The 17,877-nt window shown below is 72.5% G+C and carries 19 protein-coding genes; 11 read left to right on the forward strand and 8 right to left on the reverse strand.

Annotation, left to right across the window (positions count from 1 at the left end):
- Positions 1–11: 11 nt before the first annotated feature.
- Positions 12–998, reverse strand: coding sequence for an aldo/keto reductase (locus tag OIE67_RS21890; protein ID WP_326643179.1), 987 nt, complete (start codon positions 996–998; stop codon positions 12–14).
- Positions 999–1,147: 149 nt separating this feature from the next.
- Between OIE67_RS21890 and OIE67_RS21895 the strand changes: the two genes are divergently transcribed.
- The 4 genes from OIE67_RS21895 to OIE67_RS21910 all read left to right on the forward strand — a co-directional run bounded on the left by OIE67_RS21895 (position 1,148) and on the right by OIE67_RS21910 (position 3,829).
- Positions 1,148–1,762, forward strand: a complete 615-nt coding sequence (locus OIE67_RS21895) for a hypothetical protein (RefSeq protein WP_326643181.1) — start codon at positions 1,148–1,150, stop codon at positions 1,760–1,762.
- A gap of 25 nt (positions 1,763–1,787) precedes the next feature.
- Entirely contained in the window at positions 1,788–2,369 is a 582-nt protein-coding gene (locus OIE67_RS21900) for a TetR family transcriptional regulator (RefSeq protein WP_326643183.1), read from the forward strand.
- Positions 2,370–2,480: 111 nt separating this feature from the next.
- Complete coding sequence (locus OIE67_RS21905) at positions 2,481–3,284, forward strand: helix-turn-helix domain-containing protein (protein ID WP_326643185.1); 804 nt, start codon at positions 2,481–2,483, stop codon at positions 3,282–3,284.
- Positions 3,285–3,433: 149 nt separating this feature from the next.
- On the forward strand, positions 3,434–3,829 hold the full coding sequence (locus OIE67_RS21910) for a VOC family protein (RefSeq protein WP_326643186.1): 396 nt from the start codon (positions 3,434–3,436) through the stop codon (positions 3,827–3,829).
- Between the two features lie 54 nt (positions 3,830–3,883).
- Here the strand turns inward: OIE67_RS21910 and OIE67_RS21915 are convergent, their stop codons facing one another.
- Genes OIE67_RS21915 through OIE67_RS21940 form a run of 6 tightly spaced genes read right to left on the reverse strand, consistent with a single transcriptional unit; the run spans position 3,884 to position 9,186 of the window.
- On the reverse strand, positions 3,884–5,095 hold the full coding sequence (locus tag OIE67_RS21915; RefSeq protein ID WP_326643188.1) for a cytochrome P450 family protein: 1,212 nt from the start codon (positions 5,093–5,095) through the stop codon (positions 3,884–3,886).
- Complete coding sequence (locus tag OIE67_RS21920; RefSeq protein ID WP_181308327.1) at positions 5,049–6,347, reverse strand: cytochrome P450 family protein; 1,299 nt, start codon at positions 6,345–6,347, stop codon at positions 5,049–5,051. Before OIE67_RS21920 ends, OIE67_RS21915 begins: the two co-directional genes overlap by 47 nt.
- Complete coding sequence (locus OIE67_RS21925) at positions 6,344–6,934, reverse strand: GTP-binding protein (RefSeq protein ID WP_326643191.1); 591 nt, start codon at positions 6,932–6,934, stop codon at positions 6,344–6,346. Before OIE67_RS21925 ends, OIE67_RS21920 begins: the two co-directional genes overlap by 4 nt.
- The gene (locus OIE67_RS21930; protein WP_326643193.1) at positions 6,921–7,283 is read right to left on the reverse strand and encodes a DUF742 domain-containing protein; all 363 of its coding nucleotides are present in this window, start codon (positions 7,281–7,283) and stop codon (positions 6,921–6,923) included. The genes OIE67_RS21925 and OIE67_RS21930 overlap by 14 nt, the downstream gene beginning before the upstream one ends.
- Positions 7,280–7,720, reverse strand: a complete 441-nt coding sequence (locus OIE67_RS21935; RefSeq protein ID WP_106248765.1) for a roadblock/LC7 domain-containing protein — start codon at positions 7,718–7,720, stop codon at positions 7,280–7,282. Before OIE67_RS21935 ends, OIE67_RS21930 begins: the two co-directional genes overlap by 4 nt.
- Positions 7,717–9,186 (reverse strand): histidine kinase, encoded by a 1,470-nt coding sequence (locus tag OIE67_RS21940; protein WP_326643196.1) that lies wholly within the window; start codon positions 9,184–9,186, stop codon positions 7,717–7,719. The genes OIE67_RS21935 and OIE67_RS21940 overlap by 4 nt, the downstream gene beginning before the upstream one ends.
- A gap of 504 nt (positions 9,187–9,690) precedes the next feature.
- Here OIE67_RS21940 and OIE67_RS21945 point away from each other — a divergent pair.
- Entirely contained in the window at positions 9,691–10,206 is a 516-nt protein-coding gene (locus tag OIE67_RS21945; protein ID WP_326643198.1) for a hypothetical protein, read from the forward strand.
- A 49-nt stretch (positions 10,207–10,255) separates the two neighbouring features.
- Here OIE67_RS21945 and OIE67_RS21950 read toward each other — a convergent pair whose 3' ends face one another.
- The gene (locus OIE67_RS21950; protein ID WP_326643200.1) at positions 10,256–11,278 is read right to left on the reverse strand and encodes an aldo/keto reductase; all 1,023 of its coding nucleotides are present in this window, start codon (positions 11,276–11,278) and stop codon (positions 10,256–10,258) included.
- Between the two features lie 171 nt (positions 11,279–11,449).
- Between OIE67_RS21950 and OIE67_RS21955 the strand changes: the two genes are divergently transcribed.
- From OIE67_RS21955 to OIE67_RS21980, 6 genes are all read left to right on the forward strand, one after another.
- On the forward strand, positions 11,450–12,292 hold the full coding sequence (locus tag OIE67_RS21955) for a helix-turn-helix transcriptional regulator (protein ID WP_326643202.1): 843 nt from the start codon (positions 11,450–11,452) through the stop codon (positions 12,290–12,292).
- Between the two features lie 160 nt (positions 12,293–12,452).
- Positions 12,453–13,637 carry a L,D-transpeptidase gene (locus OIE67_RS21960; protein ID WP_326645427.1) on the forward strand — a complete coding sequence of 395 codons (1,185 nt, stop codon included), beginning with the start codon at positions 12,453–12,455 and terminating at the stop codon, positions 13,635–13,637.
- Positions 13,638–13,840: 203 nt separating this feature from the next.
- A complete protein-coding gene (locus tag OIE67_RS21965; protein ID WP_326643204.1) occupies positions 13,841–16,474 on the forward strand; it encodes a sensor histidine kinase in 2,634 nt (877 codons plus the stop codon).
- Positions 16,471–16,902, forward strand: a complete 432-nt coding sequence (locus OIE67_RS21970) for a roadblock/LC7 domain-containing protein (protein ID WP_326643206.1) — start codon at positions 16,471–16,473, stop codon at positions 16,900–16,902. Before OIE67_RS21965 ends, OIE67_RS21970 begins: the two co-directional genes overlap by 4 nt.
- Positions 16,899–17,294: a DUF742 domain-containing protein gene (locus OIE67_RS21975; protein WP_326643208.1), complete on the forward strand. Its 396-nt coding sequence runs from the start codon at positions 16,899–16,901 to the stop codon at positions 17,292–17,294. The genes OIE67_RS21970 and OIE67_RS21975 overlap by 4 nt, the downstream gene beginning before the upstream one ends.
- Positions 17,275–17,874, forward strand: coding sequence for a GTP-binding protein (locus tag OIE67_RS21980; protein WP_326643210.1), 600 nt, complete (start codon positions 17,275–17,277; stop codon positions 17,872–17,874). Before OIE67_RS21975 ends, OIE67_RS21980 begins: the two co-directional genes overlap by 20 nt.
- The last annotated feature ends 3 nt before the right edge of the window (positions 17,875–17,877 follow it).

Raw genomic sequence — 17,877 nt, forward strand, 5'->3', positions numbered from 1 at the left:
CTGCGCCGGGGTCAGGTCCAGCTGGGCAGGACCTGGGCCACGTAACGGGCGCCGAATCCACCGGTGGGCAGGATCTCGGCGATCGCGTCCAGGTCTGCGGGGCCGAGGGTGAGCTCGGCGGCGCCGGCGTTCTCCTCCATCCGCCGCGGGCTGCGGGTGCCGGGGATCGGCACGATGTCCTCACCCTGCGCCAGGACCCAGGCCAGGGCGAGCTGGGCGACGGTCGCGCCCTTCGACGCGGCCAGCTCGCTCAGCCGCTCCACGGCCGCCAGGTTCTGCTCGAAGTTGCCCGGCTGCCAGCGGGGGTCGGTGTTGCGCATGTCGGTGGCGTCGTAGGAGCCGGCGGGCTTGGCCGTGCCGGTGATGAAGCCGCGGCCGAGCGGCGAGTAGGCGACGAACCCGATCCCCAGCTCGCGCAGCACCGGGAACAGCTCCTCGACCTCCCGCTCGAACAGGGAGTACTCGGTCTGCAGGACGGATACCGGCTGGACGGCGTGCGCCCTGCGGATCGTCTGGGGACCGGCCTCCGACAGGCCGAAGTACTTCACCTTGCCCGCCTCGATCAGCTCCTTGACGGTGCCCGCGACGTCCTCGATCGGCACGTCGGGGTCGACCCGGTGCTGGTAGAGCACGTCGATGTGGTCGACGCCCAGGTAGCGCAGGCTGTTGTCGGTGACCTCGCGGATGTGCTCGGGGCGGCTGTCGAGCCCGAAGCCGATCCGCGCGGGGTCGGACAGGTCGAAGCCGAACTTCGTGGCCAGGACGACGTCGTCGCGGAAGTCCTTGACCGCCTTGCCGACCAGGGTCTCGTTGGAGCCGGTGCCGAGGCCGTACAGCTCGGCGGTGTCGAAGAAGGTGACGCCCAGGTCGTACGCGCGCCGGATGGCGGCGATGCCGGCCTGCTCGTCACCGGGGCCGTAGGCCATCGTCAGGCCCATGGACCCGTAGCCGATCGCCGAGACGGCCAGGCCCTGACGGCCGAGAGTGCGCTGTCGCATGCTGAGTTCCTCCAGAGCAAACCAAACGGTTCGGTATGGACTTCTCCACCCTACTCCCCTTCGCCCGGCGTCCGTCCCGGGCACCCGGCGGCGATAAGATCGTTCGGCCGGGCAGGCCCGGCTTTCCGGCGCGGTGGAGCAAGGGCCAGATGAGCGACGAACCGATACGACGACTTCGCGCCGCCGCCCGGCGGACCCGTGAGCTGGCCGGGCAGCGGGCGGGCACCGGCCTCGGCCACGAGGACGCCGACGACGACGTCGGCACGATCGGCACGGACGGCGCCGTCGGCTTCGACCCGTTCCCCCTGCTCGGAGCCCTCCAGCGGCACGGCGTCCGCGCCGTGGTGATCGGGCAGGTGGCCGGCATCATGCACGGATCCGCCGAGCTGACCGGCGACCTCGATCTGCTCTGGGACGGCGTCCCTGAGCACGCCCCGGCCCTGGCGGCCGCCTTCGCCTCCGTCGGCGCGCGGCTGAGCGACGAGCGGGGCGAGCCCGTGGCGACCCGGCCGGAGTCCTTCCTCAGGCCCAAGGTGCAGTTCACCGCGACCGGAGCCGGCGGCGACTGCTGCACCCCGGCGCTCCCGTGGGGCGGGCTGCGCGTGCGGGAGGTCCTCGACCGCGCGGTCACCGCGGCCGGGCCGGACGGCCTGGAGGTCGGTTACGCCGGTCTCGACGACCTGATCCTGATGCGCCGCGCCCTCGGCCGGCCGAAGGACCTGCGCCGGGCGGCGGAGCTCGAGTCCCTGCGCTCCGGGCGCTGACGCGCCGGATCACTAAGGTTGGGGCATGGCCAGAACCGACTCCACCCGCGACCGCGTCGTCGCCGCCGCGCGAGCGGAGTTCGCCCAGTTCGGGATCGCCGGCGCCCGGGTGGACCGGATCGCCAAGGCCGCCCGTACCAGCAAGGAACGCGTCTACGCCTACTTCCGCAACAAGGAGGCCCTGTACGCGCACGTGGCCTCGGCCGAGCTGGCGGCGGCGGCCGACGCGATCCACCTGGATCCGGCCGACCTGCCCTCCTACGCCGGCCAGCTGTTCGACTACTTCACCGCCAACCCCGGCCGGCACCGGTTCATCGCCTGGGGCCGCCTCGAACTGCCTCCCGCCGATCGCTCCCCCGCCGAGCCGGACGCCTACCGCGACGCCCTCGCCGTCAAGGTGGACCGGATCCGGCGCGCGCAGCAGGACGGCCTCCTCGACGCCTCCTGGGCCCCGGCCGACATCATGGCCCTGGTCTGCCAGATCGCCGAGACCTGGAGCGACCAGGTCGCCATCGCCGCCATCGCCGACCACTCCCCGGCCGCCCGCCGCGCCGCCGTCGTCCGCGCCGTCACCGCCCTCTTCCCACCCTCCGGCCCCACCGCCTGAGAACCCGGGCCAGCGTCGATCGCGTCGCCGAGCGGACGTCGGTCGCATCATCGGACATCGCGTCACCGGACGGGCGTTGGTCGCGTCGCCGGGCCGCCGTAGGGTGGACACGTGACCGTCGTGCCCGCTCATCGCAGGTCCGCGGCCCTGGCCCCGTTCGTGGCGGCACTGAGCGCCTACGACCTCGGCCCGGGCGGCGTCCATCGCGGGCTGCCCTCCACCACGATCTCGATCACGATCCCCGAGGCCGACTCCCTGGAGATCGGCTGGCTCGGGCGGCAGGGCTCGGCGCAACGGTTCCAGGCCGTGGTCGCCGGGCTGCACCTCGACCCGGCCGAGCTGACGCAGCGGGGCGGCACGCGCGGCGTGTGGCTGACGCTCAGCCCGCCGGCCGCGGCCATGCTGCTGGGGGTCCCGGCGTCGGCGCTGTCCGGACAGCTCGCCGAGCTCGCCGACGTGGCCCCGGCGATGGCGGACCTGCCGGAGCGGCTGGCGGACTGCCGGTCCTGGCCGCGGCGCCGGGCCCTGGTCGAAGAAGCCCTGCTCGCCCGGCTGGACCGGCACGAGAGGGACACCGGCGGCCGGGAGTTGCCGGCCACGCTGGCCGCGTTGTCGGGGACCGCCCGGGTGCAGGAGGCGGCCCGGCTGCTCGGGTGCTCCAGGCGGCACCTGAGCGGCACGGTCCGCTGCGCGCTGGGGGTGACGCCGAAGGAGTACCAGCGGCTGCTCCGGTTCGAGGCGGTGCGTGGCCGGCTCGTGGCCGCCGCCCGCGACGGGAGGGCCGGCCTGGCGGATGTGGCCGCGGCGGCGGGATTCGCCGACCAGGCGCATCTCACCCGCGAATGGCGGGCGATGGCCGGGTGCACGCCGGCCGAGTGGCTACGCACGGAGGGCCTGACCGGCCCCACCGCCTGAGAGGGTCATGCGCGCAAGACCCGAGCGATCCCCCTCCGAGGCGAGCGGTCATGCGCGGAAGACCCGGGCGGTCCCGTTCCGAGGCGGGTCTTCAGGTCCCGTTCCCAAATCTTCAATACCCCCGCTCGCGTCCGGCCGACGATGGACTCATGACTTCTGACATGCGGCTCTCTCCCCGTCTCATCGTGCCCGACCCCGAGCGCGCGTCGGCGTTCTACCAGGTCGCCCTCGGCGCCGAGCGGGTGTTCAGCGCTCCCCCGGGCGACGACGGCCGGCCCAGCATGATCGATCACCGCGTCGGCGGGGCGTCCTTCCAGGTCTCACCCGCCGTCTCCGCCTGGGGATGGCTGTCGCCTGACGATCTCGGCGGCTCAGCGGTCCTGCTGGAGGTCGAGGTCGAGGATCCGGACGCGGTCGGCGAACGCATGACCGCCCACGGCGCCGAGGTGCTCGTGCCGATCGAGAACCGGCCGTACGGCAAGCGGTCCGGCCGCGTCCGTGATCCGTTCGGCCATCTGTGGATCATCACGGGCGAGCTCCGCTGAGCCCGCTCGCCGGCCGCCACCGGCCGCGGGACACCGCGGCCGGTGGCGAGCCCGTCAGGCGGGTTGGAGCAGGACGGGCAGTTCGCGGTAGTCGTTGGCGATGAACGAGGGCTGCGGACGCAGCGCTCCCGCGAGCCCGGCCAGGCGCAGGCCGGGGAAGCGGTCGAAGAGGGCGGGCAGGGCGACGGCGGCCTCCAGCCGGGCCAGGGGCGCGCCGAGGCAGAAGTGGATGCCGTGGCCGAAGGCCAGGTGCTGCCGGTCGGCGCGGTCGATGTCGAACCGGCCGGGGTCGGGGTTGGCGAGCGGGTCGCGGCCGTGGGCGCCGAAGGCGATCAGGATGAGCTCGCCCTTGCCGATGGTCACGCCGTCGCCGAGGTCGAGGTCGGCGGTGGCGTAGCGCAGCGGCAGGTGCATGAGCGGCGGGCTGTGGCGCAGGGTCTCCTCGATGACGTCGTCCCAGCGGCCGGGGGCGGCCTGGACGGCGGCGAGCTGGCCGGGGTGGGTGAGCATGGCGACGACGGCGTGGTCGATGAGGGACACGGCGGTCTCGCTGCCGGCGCCGATCATGAGGATCAGGGTGCTGACGAGTTCGTCGGGGCTGAGCCGGTCGGCGCCGGTCTCGTGGGCGGCCAGCAGGATGCTGGTCAGGTCGGCGCCGGGGGTGGTGCGCTTGTGCTCGATCAGCCGGTGCATGGCCGCGTACATGTCGCGCTGCACGGCGGTCGCCTCATCGGCGGACAGGGTGGTGTCGAGTACGGCGTCGATGGTGCGCAGCATCTCGGGGCGCTGGCCGGCGGGCACGCCCATGAAGTCGCAGATGACCTGGGTGGGGACCCGGTAGCTGAAGCGGGAGCGCAGGTCGACCGGCCGGCCGGGTGGTTCGCGGTCGAGGTCGTCGAGCAGTCCGGTGACGACCGCCTCGACCGCGGGCCGCATCTCCTGGATGCGGCGGGGGGTGAACGCCTTGCCGACCAGGTCCTTGAGGCGTTTGTGGTCGTCGCCGTCGACGGTGAACATGCTGGTCACGTCCACCCAGGCGGTCAGCCAGCCGATGGCGTAGGGCCGGTAGTCGGGCCAGGAGGTGCGGGCGTTCTTGGAGACGTCGGGATGGGTCAGGAGCGTTCTGACCACCTCGCCGCGGCTCACCGACCAGGCGACGAGGTCTCCGGGCAGGCGGACGCGCACGGCGGGGCCGCCGGCGCGCAGGTGGTCGACCTGTTCAAACAGGTGACCGCCGGTGGTGTCGAGGGTCATCGGTTGGCTCATCGCGCGTACCTCCTGTGGGGGCGGTGGGGGCGGCGAAGGCATGGGCCGGCTGCGGCCGGAAGTGGACGGCGAGCCGGGCGGGGCACTGGTGGAAGGGACCTGGGCGGTTGACGACCTCCGCGTCGGCGAGCTGGACGTCCCAGAGCCGGTCGAGCAGGGTCTCGATGGCGCTCTGGGCGATGATGGCGGCCTGGCTGTCGGCCGGGCACCGGTGCGGCCCGGCCGACCAGGCCAGATGGGAGCGGTTGTCGTAGCCGAGATCGGGTGGCAGCGCCGGATCGGCGCCGGTGGCGGCGTGGCTGATCAGGATGGGCACGCCGGCCGGGATGGGCACGCCGTGCAGGGTGGTGGCCGTGCGGGCGTAGTGGACGGAGAAGTTCGCCATGGGCGAGCGCACCCACAGGACCTGTTCCAGGGCGCGGCGCACGGTGATCGCGCCGCCGGTCAGGTCGCCGGCGTAGTCGTCGTCCGACAGCAGCAGCCGCAGCCCGGAGGCGATCCACGCGGCGGTGGGGATGGTGCCGGCGCCGACCAGGACGACGAGCTGGTGCAGGATCTCCTCGTGCGAGAGCCGGGCCGGGTGGGCCAGCATCCAGGAGGTGCAGTCGCGGCCGGGGCTCCGGTTCTTCATCGCGATGATCTCGGCCAGGGCCTGCGCCAGGTCGGCCGCGGCCTGCCCGGCCGCCGGGCCGGCGCTGATCATGCCCTGGCAGGCGGTGACCATGCGGCCGGTCAGCTCCGGCGGGCAGCCGAGCAGGTCGGTGAAGACGAGCAGCGGCAGCATGTCGGCGTACTGGCCCATCAGCTCGGCGTGGCCCTGCTGGGCGAAGCCGGCGATGAGGCGCAACGCGTGGGCGCGGGTGAGGTCGTGCAGTCCGGGCTGGCTGACGCGCGCCAGGCAGTCGTCCATGGCCTGCCGGAGCCGGGCGTGGCGCTCTCCGTCGGCGTACAGCAGGCTGGGGCGGAAGGCCATCAGCGCCAGCACCGGGCTGTCCTGCGGGACCCGGCCGGCCGCCAGGTCCTCCCACAGCCGGCTGTCCTTGCTGTAGGTCTCGGTGTCGGTGAGCAGGTCGATGGCGGCGCGGTGGCCGGTGACGACCAGGGCGTGCACCCCTTCGGCGATCTCCGCCCACGCGACGGGACCGGCGGCCCGCAGCGCCTGGTAGACGTCCTGCGGGCGGGCGGCGAACTCCGGCCCGAACATCCGGGGCGGGGCCACCCGCGCGGCGGGCGGGGTCACGTACGAGGTCATGGGCTGTGCTCCAGGTGACGGGGACGGTAGAGGATGTGGCGGACGAGCGCGATCAGGCCGTGCTTGGCCGATCCGATCTCGCGGGCGTCGAGGCTCACCAGCGGCTGCTCGTCGTCCATGCTGAGGCTGTCGCGCAGGTGCGCGTCGCTGTAGCGGGGCGAGCCGGAGAAGTGGTTGACGGCCACCGTGTACGGCAGCCGCGCCTCTTCGAGCAGGTCGATCGCGTCGAAGCTGTCGGCGATGCGGCGGGTGTCGACCAGCACCAGCCCGCCCAGGGCACCCTGCATGAGGGAGCGGACCATGCCGTGGAAGCGCGGCTGGCCGGGCGCGCCGAACAGGTAGAGGACGATCTCCTCGCTCAGGGTCAGGCGGCCGAAGTCCATCGCGACCGTGGTGGTGTCCTTGTCGGACAGCTCGTCGAGCTCGTCGACGAGCTCGCCCGCCCTGGTCATCCGCTCCTCGGTGGACAGCGGCCTGATCTCGGAGACGGTCCTGACGAACGTGGTCTTGCCGACGGCGAACGGGCCGAGCACCAGGACCTTGACGGACTGGGCCCGGGCCGGGACGTAGCGGTCAGAGCTTTTCAAGGGCCACCAGCACTTTCCGCAGCACCTCCGCGCTGTGCGGGGACGAGGCCGTCGGGACGAAGGGGGCGCGGGCCGACAGGTGGCCGCTGTCGAGCAGCCGGGAGACGATGACGCGCACGACGGGGCCCGGCAGGTGCAGGTGCGCGGCGACCTCCGAGACCGACAGCACTCCCGGCAGGCAGAGCTCCATCACCCGGCGCGGCTGGGCCGCCAGCCCGGTCACCGGTTGCCCGGCGTCGGCGAGCAGGAGCGTGGCGGCGTCCAGGCCCTGCCGCGCCGGGGTGAGGTCGCCGCCGGTGGCGGTGTGGGAGCGCACCATGCCCGCGCGCCGGTGCCGGGATCGGGTCATGTCGTGTCGCCACGTTCGCGTGCGCCGAGGACGGGCCGCAGCCCGTTGATCATCTTCAGCGTGGCCTGGATGGCCACCGAGACCTCGTGGCTCGCCGACTCGCCCCGGACGGACACGCCGACGCCGGTGCGTTCCGTGGCGACGAACAGCAGCAGCGTGACCGTCTTGAGGTCGCTGACCATGAAGCGCAGCGGGCCGGGCGCGTGCTGCCGCCCCTGGGTGCGGCAGAAGCCGCCCAGGTCGCGCTGCAGCGAGTTGAGCCCGGCCAGGGTCGCCGCCGTACGGTCGGCGTCGTCGCGGTCGAGCCCGTGCGAATGGGCCATCACCAGCCCGTCGGAGGTGAACAGCAGCGCGTTGAGCACCCCCGGCTCCTCGCACAGCCGGTTGAGGGCCCAGCTCATGTCGGTGCTGTCGGCGGTGGGCTGTTGCATGATCATGCCTGTGCGTTTCCTTCAGGATCGGCGGCCTCGGCGGTCAGGCCCGTGGTGAACGCCCGGCGGAGCGTCTCCAGGCCGGCCGCCGCCTCTTCGGGAGAGCGGGTGTCGGTGAGGGCTTCCTGGGTGGCGACGGCGGGCCGGGGCGTGGCGGGCTCCTGGCGTCGTTCGCGTTTGGGCAGGCCCTGCGGCGTGGTGGCCATGACGGGCGTGGGGGCGGGGACGGCCGTGGCGAGGGCCGGCGGCTGCGGCGCGGTGGGGGTCTCGTCCCCGCGGCGTTCGCCGGCCGCCGGTCTCTGCCCGGCCGGGGCGGGGTTGATGACGCTGCTCGGGATCAGGCACACCGCCTTCACCCCGCCGCTGCCAGAGGGGGCGCTGACGTCGACCCGGAAGCCGTAGTCGTGCGCCAGGCGGCCGATGACGGCGAAGCCGAGCTTGCGCTCGTCGGCCAGCCCGGCCACGTCGAGGTCCGCCCGCGCCGACAGCTGCCGCTCGGCCTCGGCCAGCTGGAAGGCGTTCATGCCGTAGCCGGCGTCCTCCACCACGATCCGCAGCCCGGCGGGGACCGCGGTGACGTAGACGCTGACGCGGTCGCTGGAGTAGGTGGCGGCGTTGCTGAGCAGCTCGGTCAGCGCGATGGTGATCGGCTCGACGACGCGGCCCTCGACGTACTGCTCGCCGACGTCGGGCAGGTAGGTGTGGTCGACCCGGTTGTAGGCGCTGATCCGCCCGCGGGCCCCCTCGACGATCTCGCGCAACGTGCAGTCCGCGCGCTGCATGCCGGGCCAGGAGCCGGTCAGCACGCGCAGCCGCTGCACGGCGTGCAGGCTCCAGGTGGTCAGCGCGTCGAGGTCGACCAGCGTCTGATGGAACGGGGTCTGGGTGGGGAAGTCCTGGAACGCCTCGTCGATCTTCATCTGCAGCCGGGCGAGGTACATCTGCACCTCGTCGGCCATGCCGCGCACGCCGGTGCGGGCCGAGCGGTCGATGTCGTCGCGAGTGGCCCTGATGGTCTCGCCGAGCAGGTCGATGGCGCTCTGGTGGTGCTGGGCCAGCAGGCTGTCCTTGAAGCCCGGGTGGAGCAGCGCCGGGACCCTCACGCCGGCGTGGCCGCGGGCCTGCTCGTCGGCCACCGCCTGGAGTCGCTGGAGCAGGTGACCGGACTCCTCGATCGCGGCGGCGTACCACTGCCGGTTCGTCTCGGCCTGCCGGCGCGCCTCCTGCAGCGACTTCTGCAGCGCCGCGCGTTCGGCCTGCTGGCCGCCGGTCTTGACCGGCGCCTGGACCGCTTTCACCGGGCCGGTGTCCGGGCCGGTGCCGGGGGTCCTTTCCGCCGGTCTCGCGGGGGCGGGGGCGGGGGTGCGTGGCGCGCGGGCGCGTACCGCGAGCGCGACGACGGCGCCCAGGACGACGGAGAGGGCGAGGACGGCTCCTAAGAGGGTCGCCACCGCGAAATCAGTTGTGATCACGACAGTCCTTGTTCGGCGCCGCGGGCCAGGCCGGGCGCGGCGAGAGGGCGGTGAGGGCCGCGTGCGGAATGGTGTCCCGCCGTCCGCGCGTGTCTTTCGCGGCACAGCAATATGAAAAATATTCGGAATTCGCTTGCCGGAGCCCCCGGAAAGGAGCCGGCCGAGGCCGGAGCGACGGCAACGCTGTGCCTGGCTTCCCTGACGACACGACTATCTCCGCAGCCACATATAGGAACACTCGCAAACCTTACGCACCCGCCTCGCCGGATGTCATGCCCACTTCGTTATCACACCTCTTGGGGCGCTTGTCTTCAATAGAAACCCCATCTCGCCCATTTCCGAAATATCCCCACGAAACTCTTATGGGCACGCCTCTAAGCGCCTTAAACGGAGACCGATTCGACGGCCGGCCGGGGGCGGGCGCCCTGCACACGGGCATACCGGCGGCATACCGGCCGTCACTAGCGTGCGTCCCGCAACCCTTCACGGCAGAGAGGAACGCGCATGACCCGCATCCGACGATGGGCGGTCCCGATCGCCGGCGCCCTGCTTCCCCTGGTCGCCGGAGTCTGCGCCGCACCGGCCGCGTCCGCGGACCCGATCGGCCCGACCTACACCTACGTCTACAGCCTCAAGGTGACCAGCACCCACACGGCCGCGGTCAAACGCAGCCCGGTGCTGGCCACCTGTTCGCCCGGAAAGGGCGGCACCTGCACGATCTCGAAGTCCCGCTCGGTCACCCGCTCCTTCGACCTCGGCCTCGGCGCTTCGCGCGGATTCGTCGCCGGCCAGCTGGGCTGGAGCAAGAGCGCCTCGGTCACGGTCACGGCGCAATGCACCTCCCCGCCGGCCACCAAGAGCAGCCAGGTCTACCGGGCTTACGCGCAGGGAATCAAGAAACGCTACACGATCACCAAGAAGACGTATTCACATTTCTCCAGCAAACCGAAGCTGGAGAAAATCCAGACGACCGGCGGTGAGGCGTTCAATCCCAAGGGCGTGTCCTGCTCTCTGTCTTGATCGCCTGCCCGGACGGGGGCCGGAGGACTCCGCGCGCGGACGGGAGGCGTCAGGCGGCGGAGCGCTCGGTGACGGGGCGGCGGCGCTGATCCGTCCGCTCGATCGCCGGCGGCACGTACGCCTGGTCGAGCGCGCCGACGTCGGCGCCGGGCGGGACGATCTCGTCGATCCGGTCGAGGAGATCGTCGCCGAGCGTCACGTCGAGGCCGGCGAGCAGGTCGTCGAGGTGGCTCATCGTGCGCGCCCCGACGAGCGCGCCGGTCACGCCGGGGTGGGCGATGGTGAACGCCAGGGCGAGGCGGGGCAGCGGCAGGCCGGCCTCCCCGGCCAGCGAGACGAGCCGCTCGACGGCGTCGATCCTGCGCTCGTCGTTGAGGTGGCTGAACAGGCCGGCGCGGCGCAGCTCGTTCGGGCCGCCCTTGCGGACGCGTCCCGAGAGGAGCCCTTGCGCGAGCGGGCCCCACACCAGCGTGCCCATGCCGTAGCGCTGGGCGACCGGCAGGATCTCGCGTTCGACGCCGCGGTTGAGCAGCGAGTACGGCGGCTGCTCGGTGTGGAAACGGGCCAGGCCGCGTCGCTCGGCCGTCCACTGGGCCTCGACGATGCCGGACGCCGGCATGTTGGAGGTCCCGATCGCCCGGACCTTCCCGCCGCGGATCAGGTCGGACAGCGCGGAGAGCGTCTCCTCCATGTCGGTGTCGGGGTCGGGCCGGTGGATCTGGTAGAGGTCGATGTGGTCGGTCCGCAGGCGGCGCAGCGAGTTCTCGACCGCGGTGACGATCCAGCGCCGCGAGGCGCCCTGGTGGTTGGGGTCGTCGCCCATCGGGCGGCTCACCTTGGTCGCCAGCACGACGTCGTCCCGCCGCCCCTCGATCGCCCTGCCGACGACCTCCTCCGAGCCGTGGTAGGCGTCGGCGGTGTCGATGAGGTTGATGCCCGCGTCGAGCGCCTTGTTGATGATGCGGGCCGAGTCCTCGGGATCGGGATTGCCGATCGACGGGGCGTACATGAGCGCGCCGAGCCCGTAGGGGCTGACCTTGATGCCGGTGCGGCCGAGTGTGCGGTAACGCATGGAAGATCGTCCTGTTCTGAGAGGGTCGCGAAGGGCCGATGCGGCGCTTCGCCGGTGGCCGGCCGGGCCGTCTCCCAGTCTGCGGAGGTACGGGCGGCGGCGGTAGAGACGTCCTTATCCGGGGACGGGCCGTCCCTGGTTACGCCCGGCGTCAGGAGGCAGGGTAGGAGTGTGGACAGAACGGAACTGGCCGACTTCCTGCGCCGTTGCCGGGCCCGGATCACGCCCGCCGACGTAGGGCTGTCGCAGGGCGCGCGGCGCCGTACGCCCGGCCTGCGCCGCGAGGAGGTGGCACAGCTGGCGGGCATGTCCGCCGACCACTACACGCGGCTGGAGCAGGCCAGGGGCTCGCGCCCCTCCCGCCAGATGCTCGCCGCCGTCGCCCGCGCGCTGCGGCTGACCGGTGACGAACGGGACCATCTCTTCCACCTGGCCGGTGAGGAGCCCCCGCGCGACCGGCCGACCACGGAGCACGTCCGCCCCGGGCTGCTGCTCGTCCTCGACCGGCTGACCGACATTCCCGCCCAGGTGGTCAACGACCGCGGCGACGTGCTCGCGCGCAACGCGATGGCCAGGGCGCTGCACGGTGACGTGTCCGCACTCCCCGAGGCGGAGCGCAACATCACCTGGCGCTACTTCACCGACCCCTCGGCCAGGGAGCTCTACCCGCCCGAGGAGCACGACCACGCCGCCCAGGTGGCGGTGGCGGATCTGCGGGCCGCGCTGGCCCGCCGCCCTGACGACGCGCGGCTGGCGGGGCTCGTACGCCGGCTCCGCGCCCGCAGCGAGGAGTTCTCGGCGCTGTGGGACGACCATCGCGTCGCCGTCCGCCGCAGCGACGTCAAGCGCTTCCTGCACCCGGTCGTCGGCCTGCTGGAGCTGGACTGCGAGGTGCTGCTGAACCCGGAGCACGACCAGCGGCTGATCGTCTACACCGCCCGTCCGGGCAGCGGGTCGTACGAGCGGCTCGAACTGCTGCGCGTGGTCGGCCTGCAGAATCTGACCCGCGGCTGAGCCCGCGACGGTTCGACACGCCCGGCTGCCCGCCGCCGCACGGACCGGCCGAATTTCTCCGCATGATTACTCACAGTGACGGGCATAACGCTCTTCGTCTCCCCAATGGACCACCTAGTCCGAAATATGCCTATCTATCGGGGAAATGGAGCTAGCGGTGATGCGGAGCAGCGGCACCCTACTCGTCAGTACGCTCACGGCGGCGGTGGTGCTGACCGCCGGATGCGCGCCGGGGATGCCCGGCGGCGCGCAGCAGGAGGGCCCGGCGGCGCCGACGCCGCCGCCGGTCCTGTCGATCACACCGGTCGACGGCACGAAGCAGGTCCCGCCGGACACCGGGATCGCCATCAAGGTCACCGGCGGCAGAGTCACCAGCCTCACCCTGGCCGACGCCGCCGGGCACCAGATCGAGGGCAGCATGGGCATGGACGGCACCTGGCGTCCCCGATGGCCGCTGAAGCCGGCCACGGCGTACACGGTGAGCGCGCAGGCCACCAGCCCCGACGGCCGGCAGGTGGCGGCGAAGCGGGCCGCGTTCACCACGCTGAAGCCGAAGCGGGTGCTGAAGAGCGGCATGTCGCCGCTCGAAGGCGAGAAGGTCGGCGTCGGCATGCCGATCCAGCTGCTGCTGTCGGACCCGGTCACCACGCAGAAGGACCGGGCCGCGGTCGAGCGGTCGCTGACCGTGCGGATGTCGCAGCCGGTCGAGGGCGGGTGGAGCTGGGTGAGCGACACCGAGGTCCAGTTCCGGCCGCGCGAGTACTGGCCGGCGGGCGAGCGGGTCACCGTGGTCGCCCACCTGGCCGGGCTGCGGATCGGGCGGAACATGTGGGGGACCAGGGACCGTACGGTGAACTTCAGCGTCGGCCCCGAGCACATCACCACGATCCGCAACAAGGCACACCGGGCGGTCGTCCGCAAGAACGGCGAGGTCGTCAAGACCATCCCGGTCAGCCTGGGCAAGCCGGGCTACGAGAGCTGGTCCGGCACCATGATCGCCCAGGAGAAGGCGGCCGACTTCCTCATGGACTCGGCCACCGTCGGCATCCCCGGCGAATATCTCCATCACACCAAGTGGAACGTGCGGATGACGTACAGCGGCATGTTCTTCCACGCCGCGCCCTGGTCCGTCGCCTCGCAGGGGCATAGCAACGTCAGCCACGGATGCGTGAACGCCGGCTCCGACAACGCCCGCTGGTTCTACAACTTCACCCAGCGTGGCGACATCATCAAGGTCAAGGGGACCTCGCGCAGGCTCCGCTTCGGCAACGGGCCGACGCCGTGGGCCAAGACGTGGCAGGAGTGGCAGGCCGGCAGCGCTCTCACCGGCTCGTCCGACGCCTGACGGGGCGGGGTCTCGTCCGCGCGGCGTGGACGGCGAACCGCAGCTCAGCGCGGTGGCGACAGAAAACGCCGAACGGGACGGACGTGCACTTGTGTGGCGGGACTTTCGGCGCTACTGCGGTATGGCTACGATCGGGCACCAATCGCCAGTACGGCGATCTTGGGATCTTGGATCAACCGAACGGCGAGGAGAGTACCCGGCACATGGCTGGATGGGGCAGGGGCGGACGGCGGCGGTCGAAGGCGCCCGGTGACGGGGGCACGCCTCCCGGATCCGCCGGCGGCGGGCCGAAGCGCCCGGCCGTCCGCCGGCTGCGATTACGTACGGTGCTGCTCACCGTCGTGATCGTGCCGAGCGTGACGTTCACGCCGCTGCTGGCGTCCGGCATGAACCAGCTGTTCACGCAGTGGCAGGCGGAGAAGGCGCAGCTGGCGCTGGCCGACACGACGGTCGGCCGGCCCGTGGCCGAGCTGTTCTTCGCGCTCGACCAGGAGCGCCGGTTCACCGCGCAGGCGCAGGCCGCCCCGCGCGCCGCCGCCCGTGACAGGCTCGCCGTCCAGCGCCGGGCCACCGACCGGGCCGTACGGGCGTTCCGTCCCCTGGCCGGCGCCGACCTCACCGATGGGCAGCGCGGGCTGGCCGACGCGATCTCCCGCACCGTCGGCTCCCTCAGCCTGCTCGAGCAGCAGCGCAAGGCGGTGGACGCCGGGACGGCCGGCGCCACGCAGACGTTCAACTACTACAGCGGCGTCCTGGTGTCCGGCCTCGGCGTGCTGACCGCGCTCAGCAACACCGACGAGGGCCGGCTGAACACCGAGGCGCAGGCCCTCGTCGACCTGTTCTGGATCATCGACATGGTGGGGCGCGAGGACGCCGTCCTGGCCCGCGGCTGGGAGAGCGGGCGGCTGACGAGGATCGAGTACGGCTTCGTCACCGAGGCCGCCGGCACCAGGAACCACCTGCTGCGCGCCCGGGTGCTGCCCGCGCTCACCGGCGGCGAGACCCGGCACGCGAAGATCGCCGAAGGCCAGGCGTGGCAGACCATGACCGCCGTGGAGGGGCGGCTGTCCACCGCCGCCGGCGCCGCGAGCGACCAGGTCAGGTTCCGCGAGGACGCCGCCGCCTGGCGTTCGTCCGTGCAGACGGTGACCGCGCAGCTGCGCGAGCTCGTCGAGCTGCGCAGACAGCACGTCTCCGCGGTCGGTCACGCCCACGCCGACATGATCTTCACGGTCTTCGTCAGCGTCTCCACCGTCGGCCTGCTCGCCCTCGGCCTGGTCGTCTTCGCGAGCTGGCGGCTGACCTCCGTGCTCCGGCGGCGCATCCTGCACCTGCGCCAGGACGCCCAGGAGCTGCGCGAGCGGCTGCCCGACGTGGTCGCCAGGCTCGAACGCGGCGAGGACGTCGACGTGGACGCCGAAGTCCGCAAGATCGAGCCCACCGGCGACGAACTCGGCGAACTCGGGCAGGCGCTCAACCTGGCCCGCCGCAGCGCCGTCCGTACCGCGATCAGGCAGGCCGAACAGCACCGCGGCTTCCAGCGCATGCTCCAGCGCATCGCCCGCCGCACCCAGATCCTCATCGGCCTGCAGCTGAAGAAGCTGGACGAGCTGGAGCGCAGGCACGAGGACCCCGAGGTGCTGGAGGGGCTGTTCGATCTCGACCACCTCACCGCCCGGCTGCGCCGCTACGAGGAGAACCTGGTCATCCTCGGCGGCGGGCAGCCGCAGCGCCGCTGGCGCAGGCCCGTACGGCTGCTCGACGTGCTGCGCGCCGCGCAGAGCGAGGTCCAGGACTACCGCCGCGTCTCGATCGACGTCGAGGGCGAGTCCTGGATCGCCGAGCGCGCGGTGGGGCCGGTGATCCACGTGCTGGCGGAGCTGATGGAGAACGCCACCACGTTCTCCAAACCGCTGACTCCGGTGGAGGTGCGGGCCGCGCCGGTCAGCCGGGGCATCGCCGTCGAGATCGAGGACCGCGGCCTGGGCATGGAGCCCGAGCGGTACGCCTCCTTCAACGCGCTGCTCCAGGCGCCGCCGCGGCTCGACGTCATGACCCACGCCGACGACGTGCGCCTCGGGCTGTACGTGGTCGCGCGGCTGGCCGCGAACCTGGATCTCCAGGTGGAGCTGCGGCCTTCGGCCTTCGGTGGCACCCGGGTCATCGTGCTCGTGCCCGAATCGCTGGTGGTTCGCCGGCCGCCCGCCGCCGTACCGGAGGAGGAGGGCCGGGAGGCGGGGGGCTCGCGGGCGCGGTCCCAGGCGGGCACGGCCGACGCCCGCCGGTCGGACGGCTCTTCGGAGGGCCGTTCGGTCGGCTCTACGGTTGCCTCTTCTGGGGGCCGTTCGGACGGACGGTCGCCGACCCGTGGCGGCGCACGCACACCGGCGTCCGGCACCGCCACCTCCACCAGGAGGGGTGCTCACGCCGGCACCGCCGCCGAAGCCGACACCGGCGTCATCGAGCTCAACGGAGCCGGCGCCGGTGAGGGGGCTGGTGCCGGCACCGGTGCCGAGGACCCTGTCGGGGGCGCCGGCTCCCCTGCCCCTTCCTCCGCCCCTGCGGCGGCTCCCGCGGGCCGTCCGCCGCTCCCCCAGCGGGTACGCCAGGCCAGCCTGGCCGCCGAGCTCAGACCCCCGGCGGGGGCGGCCCAGAACGGCCGGGCCGCCCGCGAACAGCCCAGCCGCGACCAGCCCGATCGACCCGTCCGGTCCGGCGCCACGATCGGCGCCTTCCAGCGGCAGTCGCGCAAGCGCCGTACCGGTGACGACACCGCCGATGACCGGCCGAGCGCGTCCCCCGACCCCAGTCCGCCCACGACGAAAGACCGATCATGACGCAGCGCACCACCGCCACCAACGTAGACCTGGACTGGCTGCTGGACGGCCTGGTCGATCGGGTCGCGGGCACGCGGCACGCCATCGTGCTGTCCGACGACGGCCTCGTGATCAGCCGGTCGCGGGGCCTCGAACGCGCCAACGCCGAACGCCTGGCCGCCATCGCCACCGGCCAGCAGAGCCTGGCGCACGGCGTCGGGCAGCTCTTCGGCGGCGGACCGGTCCACCAGGTCATCATCGAGATGGCCGATCTGTGGCTGTTCATCATCGCCGCGGGCCAGGGGTCGCATCTGGCCGTGCTCGCCTCCCAGGAGGTGGACGCCGAGCTCATGAGCGTCGCGATGCACACCCTGATCCAGCAGGTCGGCCAGAAGCTGGGCACCGACCCGCGCACCCGGCACGGCCGCGAAGCCAGGGGTCACGGATGAAACACTGGACGGACGGGTTCGCCGACGACGACGCGGACGAACCCCTTGTCCGTCCTTACACGATCACCGGCGGCCGGACCACGTCCGAGCGGGGCGACCTGACGCTGATCACGGTGATGTCGGCGGTGCCCGAGGCCGCCGTGGAGCAGGGGCGCGGCCGGCGCAAGCTGCAGCCGGAGCACCGCACGATCCTGACGCTGTGCGCGCGTCCCCAGGCGGTGGCGGAGATCGCCTCCGCGCTGGACCTTCCGGTGTCGGTGGCCAAGATCCTCATCGGTGACCTGATCGACACGGGTCAGTTATGGGCCAGGCAGCCGGCGTACGCGTGGGCGGGCACCGGGCCCGACATGGCGATCCTCAAGGCAGTAAGGGATGGGCTACGTGAACTCTGACCAGGGGGACGACGCTCCCCTGGCGGTGAAGATCCTGGTCGCCGGCGGGTTCGGCGTCGGGAAGACGACCATGGTGGGCGCGGTGAGCGAGGTCGCCCCGCTGCGTACGGAGGAGTACCTGACCCATGCCAGCGTCGGCGTCGACGACCTGGAGGACCTGAGCGGCAAATCCACCACCACCGTGGCGCTCGACTTCGGCCGCATCTCGATCGGCAGCGGGCTCGTGCTCTACCTGTTCGGCACGCCGGGCCAGGAACGGTTCTGGTTCATGTGGAACGATCTCGTCAACGGCGCGCTGGGGGCGGTGGTGGTGGTCGACACCCGGCGGCTGGAGGTCAGCTTCGCCTCCATCGACTTCTTCGAGGGGCGCGGGATCCCGTTCGTCGTCGGCGTCAACTGTTTCCACGGCGTCCGCGACCGGACGCCGGAGGAGATCAGGGCGGCGCTCGACCTCGATCCGCAGGTGCCGCTGCTGCTCTTCGACGCCCGGGAGCGGAGGCAGGGGCGCGATGTGCTGCTGGCCCTCATCGACCAGCTGATGGCCGCCCGGCCGCACAGCACACCGCACCCCGTACCCTGACCG

Source organism: Nonomuraea fuscirosea (assembly GCF_035917475.1).
GTDB lineage: Bacteria > Actinomycetota > Actinomycetes > Streptosporangiales > Streptosporangiaceae > Nonomuraea > Nonomuraea fuscirosea.

Excerpts from the sequence above, each read along its gene's own strand:
- OIE67_RS21965 (WP_326643204.1), top strand. The coding sequence starts at position 13,841 with ATGGCTGGATGGGGCAGGGGCGGACGGCGGCGGTCGAAGGCGCCCGGT.
- OIE67_RS21960 (WP_326645427.1), top strand. The coding sequence starts at position 12,453 with ATGCGGAGCAGCGGCACCCTACTCGTCAGTACGCTCACGGCGGCGGTG.
- OIE67_RS21920 (WP_181308327.1), bottom strand. The coding sequence starts at position 6,347 with ATGACCTCGTACGTGACCCCGCCCGCCGCGCGGGTGGCCCCGCCCCGG.
- OIE67_RS21970 (WP_326643206.1), top strand. The coding sequence starts at position 16,471 with ATGACGCAGCGCACCACCGCCACCAACGTAGACCTGGACTGGCTGCTG.
- OIE67_RS21935 (WP_106248765.1), bottom strand. The coding sequence starts at position 7,720 with ATGATCATGCAACAGCCCACCGCCGACAGCACCGACATGAGCTGGGCC.
- OIE67_RS21980 (WP_326643210.1), top strand. The coding sequence starts at position 17,275 with ATGGGCTACGTGAACTCTGACCAGGGGGACGACGCTCCCCTGGCGGTG.
- OIE67_RS21945 (WP_326643198.1), top strand. The coding sequence starts at position 9,691 with ATGACCCGCATCCGACGATGGGCGGTCCCGATCGCCGGCGCCCTGCTT.
- OIE67_RS21975 (WP_326643208.1), top strand. The coding sequence starts at position 16,899 with ATGAAACACTGGACGGACGGGTTCGCCGACGACGACGCGGACGAACCC.
- OIE67_RS21895 (WP_326643181.1), top strand. The coding sequence starts at position 1,148 with ATGAGCGACGAACCGATACGACGACTTCGCGCCGCCGCCCGGCGGACC.
- OIE67_RS21915 (WP_326643188.1), bottom strand. The coding sequence starts at position 5,095 with ATGAGCCAACCGATGACCCTCGACACCACCGGCGGTCACCTGTTTGAA.
- OIE67_RS21910 (WP_326643186.1), top strand. The coding sequence starts at position 3,434 with ATGACTTCTGACATGCGGCTCTCTCCCCGTCTCATCGTGCCCGACCCC.
- OIE67_RS21890 (WP_326643179.1), bottom strand. The coding sequence starts at position 998 with ATGCGACAGCGCACTCTCGGCCGTCAGGGCCTGGCCGTCTCGGCGATC.
- OIE67_RS21930 (WP_326643193.1), bottom strand. The coding sequence starts at position 7,283 with ATGACCCGATCCCGGCACCGGCGCGCGGGCATGGTGCGCTCCCACACC.
- OIE67_RS21900 (WP_326643183.1), top strand. The coding sequence starts at position 1,788 with ATGGCCAGAACCGACTCCACCCGCGACCGCGTCGTCGCCGCCGCGCGA.
- OIE67_RS21950 (WP_326643200.1), bottom strand. The coding sequence starts at position 11,278 with ATGCGTTACCGCACACTCGGCCGCACCGGCATCAAGGTCAGCCCCTAC.